Annotated in this window: 14 protein-coding genes; 5 read left to right on the top strand and 9 right to left on the bottom strand. The window is 70.6% G+C overall.

Features of this window, described 5'->3' with window-relative positions; translation table 11 throughout:
• Positions 1–105: 105 nt before the first annotated feature.
• Both ABT061_RS45020 and ABT061_RS45015 read right to left on the bottom strand, forming a co-directional pair.
• Complete coding sequence (locus tag ABT061_RS45020) at positions 106–1149, bottom strand: LacI family DNA-binding transcriptional regulator (RefSeq protein WP_350929831.1); 1044 nt, start codon at positions 1147–1149, stop codon at positions 106–108.
• 330 nt (positions 1150–1479) lie between these two features.
• Complete coding sequence (locus ABT061_RS45015) at positions 1480–1965, bottom strand: MarR family winged helix-turn-helix transcriptional regulator (protein ID WP_350929830.1); 486 nt, start codon at positions 1963–1965, stop codon at positions 1480–1482.
• A 56-nt stretch (positions 1966–2021) separates the two neighbouring features.
• Here ABT061_RS45015 and ABT061_RS45010 point away from each other — a divergent pair, with 56 nt between their 5' ends.
• Positions 2022–3221, top strand: coding sequence for a Bcr/CflA family efflux MFS transporter (locus tag ABT061_RS45010; RefSeq protein ID WP_350929829.1), 1200 nt, complete (start codon positions 2022–2024; stop codon positions 3219–3221).
• Entirely contained in the window at positions 3218–4210 is a 993-nt protein-coding gene (locus tag ABT061_RS45005) for a prolyl oligopeptidase family serine peptidase (RefSeq protein ID WP_350929828.1), read from the top strand. The genes ABT061_RS45010 and ABT061_RS45005 overlap by 4 nt, the downstream gene beginning before the upstream one ends.
• Positions 4211–4396: 186 nt before the next feature.
• On the opposite strand, the gene ABT061_RS45000 is transcribed toward ABT061_RS45005, so the two are convergent.
• The 5 genes from ABT061_RS45000 to ABT061_RS44980 form a co-directional block, all read right to left on the bottom strand.
• Positions 4397–4666, bottom strand: a complete 270-nt coding sequence (locus ABT061_RS45000) for a hypothetical protein (RefSeq protein WP_350929827.1) — start codon at positions 4664–4666, stop codon at positions 4397–4399.
• 142 nt (positions 4667–4808) lie between these two features.
• Positions 4809–5357, bottom strand: a complete 549-nt coding sequence (locus ABT061_RS44995) for an NUDIX domain-containing protein (RefSeq protein ID WP_350929826.1) — start codon at positions 5355–5357, stop codon at positions 4809–4811.
• A 19-nt stretch (positions 5358–5376) separates the two neighbouring features.
• Positions 5377–5739, bottom strand: a complete 363-nt coding sequence (locus ABT061_RS44990) for a DUF952 domain-containing protein (protein WP_350929825.1) — start codon at positions 5737–5739, stop codon at positions 5377–5379.
• A 52-nt stretch (positions 5740–5791) separates the two neighbouring features.
• Positions 5792–6352, bottom strand: a complete 561-nt coding sequence (locus ABT061_RS44985; protein WP_350929824.1) for a GNAT family N-acetyltransferase — start codon at positions 6350–6352, stop codon at positions 5792–5794.
• A 57-nt stretch (positions 6353–6409) separates the two neighbouring features.
• A complete protein-coding gene (locus ABT061_RS44980) occupies positions 6410–6736 on the bottom strand; it encodes a DMT family transporter (RefSeq protein ID WP_350929823.1) in 327 nt (108 codons plus the stop codon).
• A 112-nt stretch (positions 6737–6848) separates the two neighbouring features.
• On the opposite strand from ABT061_RS44980, the gene ABT061_RS44975 reads away from it, so the two are divergent.
• A complete protein-coding gene (locus tag ABT061_RS44975) occupies positions 6849–7811 on the top strand; it encodes a radical SAM protein (RefSeq protein ID WP_350929822.1) in 963 nt (320 codons plus the stop codon).
• Positions 7812–7938: 127 nt separating this feature from the next.
• On the opposite strand, the gene ABT061_RS44970 is transcribed toward ABT061_RS44975, so the two are convergent.
• Complete coding sequence (locus tag ABT061_RS44970) at positions 7939–9117, bottom strand: L,D-transpeptidase (protein ID WP_350929821.1); 1179 nt, start codon at positions 9115–9117, stop codon at positions 7939–7941.
• Positions 9118–9351: 234 nt separating this feature from the next.
• Between ABT061_RS44970 and ABT061_RS44965 the strand changes: the two genes are divergently transcribed.
• The gene (locus tag ABT061_RS44965) at positions 9352–10065 is read left to right on the top strand and encodes an ArsR/SmtB family transcription factor (RefSeq protein ID WP_350929820.1); all 714 of its coding nucleotides are present in this window, start codon (positions 9352–9354) and stop codon (positions 10063–10065) included.
• Here ABT061_RS44965 and recD2 read toward each other — a convergent pair.
• Positions 10062–12278, bottom strand: a complete 2217-nt coding sequence (gene recD2 / locus ABT061_RS44960; RefSeq protein WP_350929819.1) for an SF1B family DNA helicase RecD2 — start codon at positions 12276–12278, stop codon at positions 10062–10064. The two genes, ABT061_RS44965 and recD2, sit on opposite strands and share 4 nt — an antisense overlap.
• A gap of 310 nt (positions 12279–12588) precedes the next feature.
• Here recD2 and ABT061_RS44955 point away from each other — a divergent pair, with 310 nt between their 5' ends.
• Positions 12589–13458: a DUF4394 domain-containing protein gene (locus ABT061_RS44955; RefSeq protein WP_350929818.1), complete on the top strand. Its 870-nt coding sequence runs from the start codon at positions 12589–12591 to the stop codon at positions 13456–13458.
• Positions 13459–13581: the final 123 nt, after the last annotated feature.

Here is a 13581-nt window from a genome sequence, read left to right as displayed (position 1 = left end):
GGCACACGTCGACGCCGGCTACCACACGAAACACGGCAGGTATGGCCCGGCTGTCCGATGACCTGGCCGGGTTTCTCGATGGCCCGGTAGGTCTGAGGGGGCCTCTCACCTGGGGGTCGGCCGGGCGCCGGTGCTCTCGCGGACGACGAGTTCGGGTTCGATCATGCGGTGCGGGGTGGCGGTACGGCCGTCGATACGTTCCAGCAGCAGCCGGAAGGCCAGGCGGCCGACCTCGGTGAAGTTCTGTCGCACGGTGCTCAGTGGCGGCCACAGGTAGGGGGCCTCGGGGACGTCGTCGAAGCCGACCACGCTGACGTCCTCGGGCACTCGGCGGCCGGCTTCGCGTAGTGCTCGCAGCACGCCGGTGGCCATGTGGTCGTTGGCGGCGAAGATGGCCGTGACCTCGGGGTCGCGGGCCAGTTGCCTGCCCGCCTCGAAGCCGGAGCGTGCGCTCCAGTCGCCGCGCAGGGGGTCGGGGATTTGGCGGCCTTCGGCGGTCAGGACCGAGCGCCAGCCCTCGACGCGGGCGCTGGCGTCGATCCAGTCCTCGGGGCCTGACAGGTGCCAGACGGTGTTGTGGCCGAGGCTGAGCAGGTGTCTGGTCGCTCGCATGGCTCCGGCCGCCTGGTCGACGGCGGCGACGGGGACGGGGAGGCTTTCACGGGCGCCGACCACGACGGCGGGCAGGTCGGGTGGCAGGTGGTGCAGGCCGTCGGCGGCCGATTCGTGGGGGGCGACGATGACGACGCCGTCGACGGACTGGAAGCGCAGCCGGTTGACGGCCTCGGCGATGGAGCGGCGGTTGAGGGTGGTGACGTTGACGATGGTGACGAGGTAGTCGTGGGTGCGGGCGGCCTGTTCGATGCCGTGCAGGGTGGAGGCCGGGCCGTACAGGGTGGTGTCGAAGCTGACGACCCCCAGGGCGCCCGAGCGGCCGGTGACCAGCGAGCGGGCGGCGAAGTTGGGGCGGTAGCCGAGTTCGCGTACCGCGTCCAGGACGCGGGCGCGGGTGTCGGGGCGCACCTTCTCCGGGGTGTTGAGAACGCGGGAGACGGTCATGGCCGAGACGCCCGCGCGCGCGGCGACGTCTTCCATGACGGCGGCTCTGGGCCGCTCGGAGAACGTCTGTCCGGATACCTGCTGGGTCACCCTGTCCGCCTTGTCGAAGTTACTCCAAGCGTATCCGAGTGTTTGCGCTAACAGTTCGGGGGCGGGTCCCCGTGGGAGGTGTTTTCCGTGGGAGCGCTCCCTTTTTGTGCCGGTCGGGCCAGTGCGGTGAGCTCCAGGCCGGCCACCGATCTGCCGGCGCACGTGCCGACCGGGCGAGGACCTCGCCCAAGCGCGACGAAGCCGTCGCCCCCGCCGGCTGGATGGAGTGCCGGCATGGCCGCCTGGCCCTCCTCGTCGTCTTGGCTGCGAACACGCCGCCGATGGCTGAGACCGGCACACCTTGCGACATCCGCAACGCGCTCGGGCGGCTCACATGCGCCTGCTCAGGACATCGGCCAGCAGGTTGAGCGCCTCGATCACGCGTTCGCGATCCGCGCCCAACCCCTCCAGCAACTCGGCCTCCCGGGCCAATTGCCGGGGGAAGATCGCATCGACGGCCGCTTCGCCCGCGGGCGTCAGCCGCACCAACGCGGCACGCCGATCGGTCGGGCTGGGTTCTCTCACGACCAGGCCGCGACTTTCCAGCCGGGTCAGCGTCTTGCTGATCGCTGCACGCGAGTGGCGCATCCGGTCGGCCAGATGACGCGCGATGGTCGGGCTGGGGTCATGCCGCAGCCGCAGGCACACATCGAGTTCCGCGCCGGTGAGCGCGGCGTCGACATAGAGCGGGTCCAGCGCCTCGCCCAGCAGGGCGATGACGCGTTTAAGCGGGCCGACCACCTCCATCGGGGAGGTGTCGAGATCGGGACGGGCCGCGGCCCACAGCTCATGGACGCGATCGGTACTCCGGCTCATGCCATTCTCACCTCGACAATTGTTAACTGGTTGATTACCAGGTTACCTTTGATGTCGTGATAGACACCACGGCGCTTCGGCGTCCTGTCCTGCTGGCCATCTTGAGCCTGCTCACCGCGGTGGCGCCCCTGGCCATCGACATGTACGTGCCCGGTTTTCCCGACCTCGGCCGAGAACTGGTCGCGGGCGAGTCGTCGGTGCAACTGTCGATGAGCGCCTTCCTGATCGGACTGGTCGCCGGCCAGTTGGTGATCGGGCCACTCAGCGACGGGCTGGGCCGGCGCCGGCTGCTGGTGGCCGGCACCGCCGCCTTCGCGCTGCTGTCGGCCTGTTGCGCGCTGATGCCGACGGTGCCGCTGCTGGTGGCCGGCCGTTTCCTGCAGGGCTGCGCGGGGGCGGCCGGGCTGGTGCTGGCCCGCGCCGTGCTGACCGACCGCTTCGCCGGGCCGCGGCTGCCGTTCTACTTCTCCATCCTGGCAATGATCCTGGGAGTGGCGCCGGTCCTCGGCCCGCTGCTGGGCGGCATGATCGTGACCGCCTCTGGCTGGCGCGCGGTGTTCTGGGCGCTGACCGCCTTCGGGCTGGTGATGCTGGCGGCGACCTGGCTGGGCGTGCCGGAGTCCCTGCCGCCCGCCCGGCGATCACCCGGCGGCCTCCGGCCGGCGTTCGCCTCCATGGCGGCGCTGTTGCGTCAGCGCGCCTTCACCGGATACACCCTGACCCTCGGCTTGGCCGCCGCGGCGATGTTCGTCTACATCGGTGCCTCCAGCTACGTCTTCCAGAACGGCTTCGGGCTGAGCGCCGTCCAGTACGGGCTGGTGTTCGCCGTCAACGCCGCCGCCATGCTCATCGCCAGCGCGAGTTTCGGCCTGACCGCCCGGCGGGTGGCGCTGCCCGCACTGCTGTCGGGCTACCTGGCCATCGGCACACTCGGCGCGCTCGCGCTGGCGATCCAGGCCGCGCTGGCGCCCACCCTGGCCGGCACCTGGCTGTGCCTGGCCGTCATGCTGTTCGGCATCGGCGGGGTCTTTCCCGCCGTCACCACCATCACCCAGACCATCGGCCACGCCCGCGCCGGCGCCGCATCCGCGCTGTCCGGCGGCGCCGCCTACCTGTTCGGCGCCCTGGCCGCCCCGCTGAGCGGTACCACGCTGCGCGCGATGGCGTTGATCATGTCGGCCGCACTGGTGCTGGCCGTCTTGTCCCTACTGGCAGCACGCCCCTGGCGGCCTCTGCCCGAAAGGAGCTTCGCATGAACACCATGCGCCTGATCATGGCACTGGCCGCACTGAGCGGCCGCCCGATCCGCCCGTCCAGCGTGGCCGCCCCAGATGACGACCCCGACAGCATCCGGCTGCACGTGAGGTCGGCCGACCAGATCAAGCCCGGCCGCAGCGCCCGCGCGTATCGAGGGATCGTCTACGCCGCTTCGGCGCGCAGGCTGCGCATGGACATCCTGGTCCCGCAGGCGCCCGGCCCGCACCCGCTGGTCCTGTATCTGCCCGGAGGTGGTTTCGTCACCGCCCGGCGCGCGATGGCCGCCCGTCAGCGCCGCTACGTCGCCCAGGCAGGGTTCGTGGTGGCCAGTATCGACTACCGCACCGTCAGTGACGGCGCCACCTACCGCGACGGGCTGGCCGACGTCGCCGCGGCGCTGAGCTTCCTGCGCGTGCACGCCGGCCGGTACGGGATCGCCCCCGCCCGGACCGCGCTGTGGGGCGAATCTGCGGGCGGCTACCTGGCCGCCATAGCCGCAACCGACCCCGGCGGTGGCGTTGCGGCGGTGACCGGCGCGGGAGTCGACGCGGTGGTTGACGTGTTCGGTGCCTCCCACCTGGCTACCGTGGCCGATGGCTTCGACCCTGCCACGGTGGCCGCCTACACCATGTCGGGCGCAGCGCTGCCCGCCTACCTGCTCGGACCAGGCCGGGACCTGGTCGACCACCCCGCCGAAGTGATCAACGCCGACCCGGCCGGCCACATCACATCCGAGACGCCGCCGTTTCTGCTGTTGCACGGCGACGACGACCGCATCGTGGCTCCTGCGCAAACCGCCCGCCTGCACCAGGCCCTGCGCCGTGGCGGCGTGGACAGCACCCGGTATGTGCTGCAGGGCGCCGGCCACGGCGCGCTGTCGGCCACTGCCCGAATCTGGACCAGCACGCAGGTCATGGCGATCATCGTGAACTTTCTCCGCTCCCGGCTGGGGGCCACTGCAGAATCCGGCGACGAGATCAGGGGGTGATCGTCCAGCCCTGGCGGCCCTTCAACGCTCTTCCTTCGAAAAGTGATTCGAAAAGTGATTCGCTATGACGCCTCACGAATCCCGGCCCGCCGGCCGTACGCCGGGATCACTTCCCCCTTTCAGGAAGCGCATATCCCGAAATGACCGCCACCGCGCTGGAGCACTCCCGCACCCGGCCCAAGAAGGTCAGTGCGGAGGGGGCGGGGTGAGCTTCCTGACGAAACGGGTGGCGGCGCGGTGGCTCATCCCGGTCTCGCCCCGGACCAGGAAGACGGCCTGGTCGATCTGGCCGGTGGCTTTCAGCTCCAGGACCCGTTCCACGAGTTCGGGGCCGACCCCACCACCGACCAGGGTGTTTCTGGGGTGCTGTGCCGCCCGCACCGTAAGGACGATCAAGGCGATGACCGCCGCCACGACGACCGCCGTCAGAAGGAGGATGACGATCGGGTTCGACATGAGTCGAGCGTATCGTCACAAGGTCATCGTGTGCGCGCCGGAAACGAGCGGATCGCGGCTGCTCTTCGGGTGCGGCGTCCCCGCGGCGGTCGAGGCGTCGTGCGGCCGATCGGCGACGGCCCCGCCGGCTCTCGCCGGGCTGTCAGGCCGCCCCGCGCAGCAGGAACATGGTGTAGGCGGCGATCGAGCCGCTGTCGGTGATCGAGCCGCGCAGGATCATCTGCTCCAGTTCCGTCCGTGATACCCACTCCTGGCGCATGTCCTGCTCGGTGTGCTCGCGGTCGGGGGTGCCCGCGGTCAGGTCGGTGGCCAGGAAGACGTCGAAGTGCTGGCCCGTCGTGCCGTGGGCGTTGTCCAGGCGGCCCAGGTGGGTCATCGAGGCGGCTCGCAGGCCGGTCTCCTGGGCCAGTTCGGTGTGCGCCGTGACCAGGGGCGAGGGGCTGTCCTTGACCCCGCCCTGGGGGAAGTTCCAGGTGCGCCGCCCCACCGGGTAGCGGTACTCCTCCACGAGGTGGAAGCCGTCGTTCTCCATGGGCAGGACGAGGGCGAAGTCGATCTGGTCCACCACGCCGTAGATGCCGTGGGAGCCGTCGGGGCGTTCGATGCGGTCCTCGCGCACGCTCATCCAGGGGTTGGTGTAGACGACCGTCGAGTCGAGAGTGCGGATCGTCGGTCCGGGTACGTCGGTCATGGCGCGCAGCTTACTGCTGTTACGGCTCCGTTCGAGGTGCGTCGGCCTGGTCGGCGTCGTGCGGATGGTGCGGGGCGAACGGCAGGACGGAGGTCACCGCGGTGACCGGTAGCGGCCCGTAGATGTGCGGGAAGGCCTCGGGTGAGTCGGCGGGCACCTCCATGCGCACGTCCAGTCCGCTCGGGTCGACGCTGAGCAGTACCAGGGGGGTGGTGACGTCGCGGTAGAAGCGCTCCACCACGCCGCGTAGCTGTTCGTGGCTCGCGCAGGCGTGGATGAAGCCCTCTTCGTCCAGGGTGCGGCCGAGGGTGGAGACGCGGTACTCCCCCGCCCGCAGGGCGGCGTCCCAGTCGGCGGCCAGGGCCAGATGCAGGATGGTCATCGCAGACATGGTGCCCTGCGGGCGGGCGTTCTTCAACTGGAGGCGGGGGGCGTCACCGCCGGGCGCGCCACTCCCGCCGCAGGATCGCGTAGTCGAGCTCGCTGGTCCATTCGCCCTTGACCATCTCGTTGTCGACCAGGTGTGCCTCGCGGCGCATGCCCAGTTTCTCCAGCACGCGGGCCGAGGCCTCGTTGCGGGCGTCCAGGCGTCCGATGATCCGGTTCAGGTCAAGGCCGTCGAATCCCAGTTCCAGCAGGGCCAGGCCCGTCTCGGTGGCGTACCCCTTGCCGTGGTGGGCGGGGTGGAAGACGTAGCCGATCTCCCCGCTGCGGTGGGTGAGGCTGTGCCAGATCAGCATGCCGTCGCCGATCAGCTCGCCGGTGGCGGCCAGTTCCACCGCCAGTGTCAGGATCTGTCCCTCCTCGAGCAGCTCCGTTTGGGTGATCTTGGTTTGCAGTGCCTCGCCGGTCTGCTCCCGGCTGCGCGGTTCCCAGTACAGGTAGCGGGTCACCTGCGGCAGTGACTGGATGGCGTGCAGGGCGTCGAGATCGGCCGGGGTGTAGGGGCGCAGGATCAGGCGGTCGGTCCGGATGGGGTAGGTGGGTTTCAGCACCGGGCCAGGGTAGGCCAGGTGCTCCGCGGCGGGCGAGGCGTTATTTCCGGCCGGGTGTCAGTGGGGGCTGCCGGCCAGGTTGAGTACCACGACTCCGCCGATGATCAGGGCGATGCCCGCGATCTTGGCCAGGCTGATCGTCTCGCCGAGGAACAGTACGCCGATCGCGGCGATGGCCGCGGTGCCGGCTCCGGCCCAGACCGCGTAGGCGGTGCCGACCTCCAGTTGCAGTTTCAGCGCCTGGGCCAGCAGGATGAAGGCGGTGGCGTAGCCGGCGACGACCAGGGCGGCCCAGCCTTTGTGGGCGAAGCCGTCGCTCAGTTTGAGGGCGGTGGTCGCCACGATCTCGGCGATGATCGCCCCAGCCAGGATCAACCACGCCATGACCACTCCCCCAAAATCTGTACGAACGTATCATTTCATCCGGTCGGCGGTGCCCGCGCCGCGTCCGGAGTCCACTTGCGAGCGGTGTCGAAAGCGTGTTCCACTGAGCCGTATGCGATGGGACGCGCCTTCCCTGCTCGCCGTGCCGCCCGATGCCAGGCCGCGGATCGAGCGCTCCGCGCTGGTCAGGGTGCACGGGGCGCTGACCTGCTACGAGGTGCAGGCGCGCACCGCGCTGGAGCGCACGCCCGAGGGATGGAGCATCAGCCCGTACCGGGGGTGCGCCCAGGCCTGCCGCTACTGCTCGGTGCGCCGGGGGCATCGCTATCTGGGGCTGGACGCCGGTGGTGACTTCGATTCGCGGATCGTGGTGCGTACCAACATCGTGCGGCGGTCGCGCGCGGAGCTGGCCTCGCGCTGGGACGGCGAGCATGTCACGGTGGGGGTGGGCGGTGACTGCTACCAGGGTGCCGAGGACATCTACCGGCTGATGCCCGGCCTGGTCACCGCGTTGCGCGAGGCCGGGGCGCCGTTCACCGTGCACACCAAGAGCCGGCTGATCCTGCGCGACGCCGAGCTGCTGGCCGCCACTCCGGGGGCGGGGGTGGTCGTCTCGATCGCCTTCGTCGACGACCGGATCCGCCGCAGTGTGGAGCCCGGCGCCCACAGCGCGCAAAAGCGCCTGGAGCTGGTGGCCGAGCTGAACGAGCGGGGGGTGGCGTGCGGGGTGGCGATGGCGCCGATCCTGCCGCTGCTGACCGACTCCCCCGACCAGCTCGCGGCCACCGTGCGCCGGGTCGCCGACGCCGGGGCCGTCAGCCTGGTCCCGCACGTGCTGCGCCTGCCTCCGGGTGCCCGTGAGTGGTATCTGGCCTGGCTGGGTGAGCACCATCCGGCGCTGGCCCCCCGCTACGGCGAGCTGTACGCCAGAAGTGCCGATGCCGAGGCCGGCTACGTGCGCCGCGTCACCGACCAGGTCCTGCACCTGGCCGCCCGTTACGGCATGGGTCCGGTGCGGCCCGAGCAGCCCCTGCCGCTGGCGCTGCCGCGCCAGGCCCAGCTCACCTTGCTCTAGCCTTCCCGGTGCGGGATCAGAAGTGATCGAGCAGGTCGGGGAAGCTGCTCACTCGCAGTACCCGCTCGTCGCCGGCGCCACCGTCGTATCCGGGGTACGCGGTGGCGCCGGCGGCGCCGGTGCGGGGTCAGGCCAGGGCGCTGCCCTTCTTCCACTGCGTGTACGGCATCTGCCAAAAGCCCCAGCCGTTGTTCCACTCCATCTCGCGGTCGGTGCCCGTGATGGTGATCACGTCGCCGCGCTGGACCTGGTCGTAGTACCACTTGGCCTGGTCGGGGCGGGAGTTGATGCAGCCGTGGCTGACGTTTCGGCGTCCCTGGGCCCAGACGTTGTTCAGCGCGTGCACGTACTCGCCGCTGTTGGAGAAGCGGACCGCGTGGTTGATCATCAGGTCGTAGTAGCCGGGGTCGCCCTTCTTGCGGCCGGGGGAGATCATGCGTTCGGGGTTGGCCTTGCCCATCGCCAGGTGGACGCCGCTGGTGGTGGTGTACTCGCGGGTGCTGGCGTTGCCCGCGCTGATCAGCATGGTCTGCACGACCTTGCCGTCACGCTTGACGATCATCTTGTGCTTGCGGGTGTCGACCGTGGCGATCTGGGCCGCGCCGATGTGGATGACCTTGGTCATGTCCTTGACGCCGTACATGTCCTTGCCGCCCTGGACGCCCTTGAGGCGGGCGGTGAAGGTCACCTTCTGGTGGGGCTGCCAGAATTTCGCGGTGCGGTAGATCACGGTCGTGTCGTTGATCCAGCGCCAGGCTCCCTGGGAGGGTTTCTCCGAGGTGACCTTCAGCGCCTTTTCCACCCCGGCCTTGTTGGCGATCTGCTGGTTGAAGGTGACGATGATCGGCGCCCCCACGCCGACCTTCTCCCCCTTGATCGCCGGGGTCACGTCCGCGACCTCGAGTTCACGCTCGGGCTTGAGCGTCCGAAAGGAACTGCTGGCGGTCGTGCCGTCCACCGCGCGCGCCGAGACGGTGTAGTCGCTGGCGGGAATCATGGGGGTGGTGGAGGTCCACTTGGTGCGCTCGGCGTCGAAGTCGCCTTCCAGCACCTGGCCGCCGGTTTCGACGGTGACCTCCTCCAGCGCGCCGCTGGAGGCGCTGACGACGACCTTCCTGTTCGGGCGCACGGTCTTGCTGCCCTCGGCGGGGCTGATCCTTATCTCCGGCGCGGCCGGGGTGCTGGGCGCCTCGGCGCCCGGCCCGGCTACGGGAGCCTTCGTGTCCGCCCCGGTAGAGCAGGCGGTGGCCAGCACCGCCGCGGTCGCCAGGGCCAGAGCGGCCAGTGGCGTCCTGTGGCGTTCCACGGTCAGCACAATTTCTCTCCCCCACTACAGCAAACTGCCCTTAAAAACACTAATAGGAGATGCATGGTGACTGCGCATGGTTGCGACCGGTTTGGTAACGTTTCGGTCTCTTCCTAAAGTAGGAAAAATCCTGACCGGGAGTCAGGTGTGGGCGGCCTGGCCACGGCGGGGCCCGGAGCCGGAAAGAGGGAGGATTCGGCCGGCGCCGAAGCGTCCCGGGCCGATGATGGGCACATGACTCTCACTCCCCCGGTCCCGCTCGCCGTGCTGGCCGCCCTGCTCGCCGACGGCACGCGCGCCAGGTTCTGCCTGGCGCTGCTGGACGGGCGCGCCTGGAGCGCCGGAGAGCTGGCCGCCCACGCCGGCGTGGCGGCCTCGACCGCCAGCGAGCACCTGTCGCAGCTCATCGGCGGCGGGTTGCTGACCGAGGAGCGGCAGGGACGCCACCGGTACGTGCGCCTGGCCGGGCCGGGCGTGGCCCAGCTCATCGAGGACCTGGCCGCCCACGCCGGCGCCGATGCCGGTGCGCGGCCGGCCACGCTGCGCGCCGCGAGCGCCACCCGGGCGCTGGCGGCCGCCCGCACCTGCTACGACCACCTGGCCGGGCGGCTCGGAGTGATGATCACCGACGCGCTCGTCGCGCGCCGTCTGCTGCGCCAGGACGCCGGTTTCGCGCTCAGCGACGCCGGGCTGTCATGGTTCGCCACCGAGCTGGGGGTCTGCCTGCCGGTCGGCGGGCGCCGCCTGCTGGCCCGGCCCTGCCTGGACTGGACCGAGCGCCGCCACCACCTGGCCGGCACCGCCGGGGCCGTGCTCTGCGCGACCGCGCTGGAGCGCGGCTGGGTCAGCCGGATCGGCTCGGGACGCGCCCTGGCCGTCACCGCCGCCGGGCAGGAGGCCCTGGCCCGCTTGCTGGGCGTCACCGGCCTGGCGGAAACCGCCCCCTAGGACCGGCGCAGGCGGTGGGTGAGGCTGGTGTGGCGGCGCCCGGCGCCGCGGGTGCGCACCGCCTGGGCCAGCGCGCGGCGGGAGCCGACGATGACGACGAGCTTCTTGGCCCGGGTGATCGCGGTGTAGATCAGGTTGCGCTGGAGCATCATCCACGCGCTGGTGGCCAGCGGGATCACCACCGCCGGGTACTCGCTGCCCTGGGAGCGGTGGATCGACACCGCGTAGGCGTGGGCCAGCTCGTCCAGTTCGTCGAAGGCGTACTCGACGTTCTCGTCCTCGTCGGTCAGCACGGTCAGCTTGTGCTCGTCGGGCTTGATGTCGACGACCAGGCCCACGGTGCCGTTGAACACCCCGGCGGCGCCCTTTTCGTAGTTGTTGCGCAGCTGGGTGACCTTGTCGCCGACCCGGAAGACCCGCCCGCCGTAGCGGCGCTCGGGCATGCCCTCACGCGAGGGGGTCAGCGCCTCCTGCAGCACGTGGTTGAGGTTGCCCGCCCCGGCCGCGCCCCGGTGCATCGGGGCCAGCACCTGCACGTCGCGGCGTGGGTTGAGGCCGAACCTGCGCGGGATGCGGTTGGTGACCACGTCCACGGTCAGCGCCGCGATCTCCTCGGGTTCCTCGCACGGGAACAGGAAGAAGTCGCTCATGCCCTCCAGGGCCGGGTGCAGGCCGGTGTTGACCCGGTGGGCGTTGACGACGACGCCGGACTCCTGGGCCTGGCGGAAGATGTGGGTCAGCCGTACCCGGGGGATCTCCTTCTCGGCGGCCAGCAGATCGCGCAGCACCTCGCCGGCGCCGACCGAGGGCAGCTGGTCGACGTCGCCCACGAAAAGCAGGTGCGTGCCCGGGGCGATGGCCTTGACCAGCTTGTTGGCCAGCAGCAGGTCCAGCATCGAGGCCTCGTCGACCACGACCAGGTCGGCGTCCAGGGGGTTGTCACGATCGAAGGTGGCATCCCCGCCGGGGCGTAGCTGCAGCAGCCGGTGCACGGTGGTGGCCTCGTGGCCGGTCAGCTCCGCCAGGCGCTTGGCCGCCCTGCCGGTGGGCGCGGCCAGGATCACCTTGGCCTTCTTGGCCCGGGCCAGGGTGACGATGGAGCGCACGGTGAAGCTCTTGCCGCAGCCCGGGCCTCCGGTCAGCACCGCGACCTTCTGCGTCAGCGCCAGCCGCACCGAGTGGGCCTGTTCTTCGGCGAGGTCGGCGCCGGTCTGGGTGCGCAGCCATTTGAGCGCGACGTCCCAGTCGACGGAGCCGAAGACCCCCAGCCGGTCGTGCTCGCAGGTCAGCAGGGTGCGCAGGGCGCCCGCCAGGGACAGCTCGGCGCGGTGGAAGGGCACCAGGTAGACCGCGGGGACGGTGCCGTCGCCGACCGGGATCTCCTCGGCGACCACGCCTTCTTCGGCGATGAGCTCCTGCAGGCAGCGCGTGGTCAGCTCGGCGGCGACCTCCAGGATCTTCACCGCGTCGGCGACGAGGTTGGGCGCAGGAAGGTAGCAGTGGCCGTCGTCGGCGGCCTGGGAAAGGGTGTAGCGCAGGCCCGCCTTGACGCGCTCGGGACTGTCGTGGGGGATGCCCACGGCTTGGGCGATGGTGTCGGCGGTCTTGAAACCGATGCCCCACACGTCGTCGGCCAGCCGGTAGGGCTCGCTCCTGACGACGGTGATGGAGTTGTCGCCGTACTGCTTGAAGATCCGGACCGCGATCGAGGTGGACACGCCGACCCCCTGCAGGAAGATCATCACCTCTTTGATGATCTTCTGTTCCTCCCAGGCGACACCGATCATCTTGGTCCGCTTGGGGCCGAGGCCGGGGACCTCGACCAGCCGCTCGGGGGTGGTCTCGATGACCTGCAGGGTCTCGACGCCGAAGTGCTCGACGATCCGCTCGGCCATCCTCGGCCCGATGCCCTTGATCAGCCCGGAGCCCAGGTAGCGCCGGATGCCCTGCACGGTGGCGGGCAGCACGGTGGCGTAGGACCACACCTCGAACTGCTTGCCGTACTTGGGGTGGGAGGTCCAGCGCCCGGTCAGCCGCAGTGACTCGCCGGGCTGGGCTCCCAGCAGCGGCCCGACCACGGTCAGCAGGTCGCTGGAGCGATCGACGGCCACCCTGGCGATGGTGTAGCCGCTCTCCTCGTTGGCGTAGGTGATGCGTTCGAGCACGGCCTCCAGCACGCTGCCGGGAGTGGGGGACGCCGGAGGGGTGTTCATGGCGGGTATTGTGCCGCAGCCGACCTTCGGCTCCAAGCCGGGCTCACCCGGCGGCGGCTGCCCCGGGCGGCCGGTTTCGGATTCGCCCCCCACCCTCGCCCGCCCGTGTACCGGGACCGCCGGATGCGAGGTTTCGCTGGTTTCGCCGGGCCCGGTACACGGGCGGGCGAGGTGAATCGCGGACACGCCGGTGTCTCCTCCCCTCTTCGCGAGCCAGACGGGCACCGTGTGTGATGGAGTCTCTCCGATCCGTAACGGCTTTGCCGCCGAAGTCCGGGGCTCACGGCACCCGGCTGCGAAGGAGAGGCACATGCGAAGGACACTCACCGCCCTGATGATGGTGCTGGGCACGGTGGCGACGGCCGGCGCCGCGGCCCCGCCGGCCGCCGGTCGGCCCGGCATCGACGTCATCGGGCTGACCGGCGACCAGCGTCTGGTGGGCTTTGCGATCCGCTCCCCCGGCCGCACGCGTGATCTGGGCAGGATCCGCGGGCTCGACGGCGACACCCGGCTGGTGGGCATCGACTACCGCGTGCAGAACGGCAGACTGTACGGCGTCGGAGACCGGGGCGGCGTCTACACGCTCAGCGGCCCGGCCAAGGCGGTCAAGGTCTCCCAGCTGACCGTGGCGCTGAGGGGCTACCACTTCGGCGTCGACTTCAGTCCCGCGGCCAACCGGCTGCGTGTGATCAGCGACACCGGGCAGAACCTGCGGCACAACCTCGACGACCCCACGGGCGGCCCGGCCGCCGGGCAGACCGTGGCCGACCGTACGCTGACCCTCCCGCCCGTCCCGCCTGCCGTGGTGGGAACGGTCGCGACCGGTGTGTCGGGTGCCGGATACACCAACAACGACCTCAGCCCGGACACCGCCACGACGCTCTTCGGCGTGAACACCGTCACCGGCCAGGTGAGCCTGCAGTCGCCCGCGGGGGCGGGCACCCTGGTGCAGACCGGCAGCCTGCGGGTGGCCGCGAGCGGCGCGGCGGGCTTCGACGTCTACAGCTCGCTGCGCGACGGAGTCACCGTCTCCAACAGCGCCTTCGCCGCGCTGAAGGTCGCCGGCCGCTACGGGTTCTACGGCATCAACCTGCTCACCGGCGCCGTCAACTACAACTACGGCGCCTTTCCCGCCAACCGCCAGGTCTTCGACATCGCCATCCGGCTCGACCGTGGCTGAGGACGGCCGACAACCTGCCGCCGACCGGCCGAGGTCACTCGCGGTGACCTGTGCGGGCGCGAGGGCCGGTCGGTCGAGGACGCGGGTGTGTTCGGCCTCCGGGAACTCCTCATGGCGCAGCGG

Source organism: Streptosporangium sp. NPDC002544, from assembly GCF_040295965.1.
Taxonomy (GTDB): domain Bacteria; phylum Actinomycetota; class Actinomycetes; order Streptosporangiales; family Streptosporangiaceae; genus Streptosporangium.
This window is presented reverse-complemented; position numbering and strand designations above follow the sequence as displayed.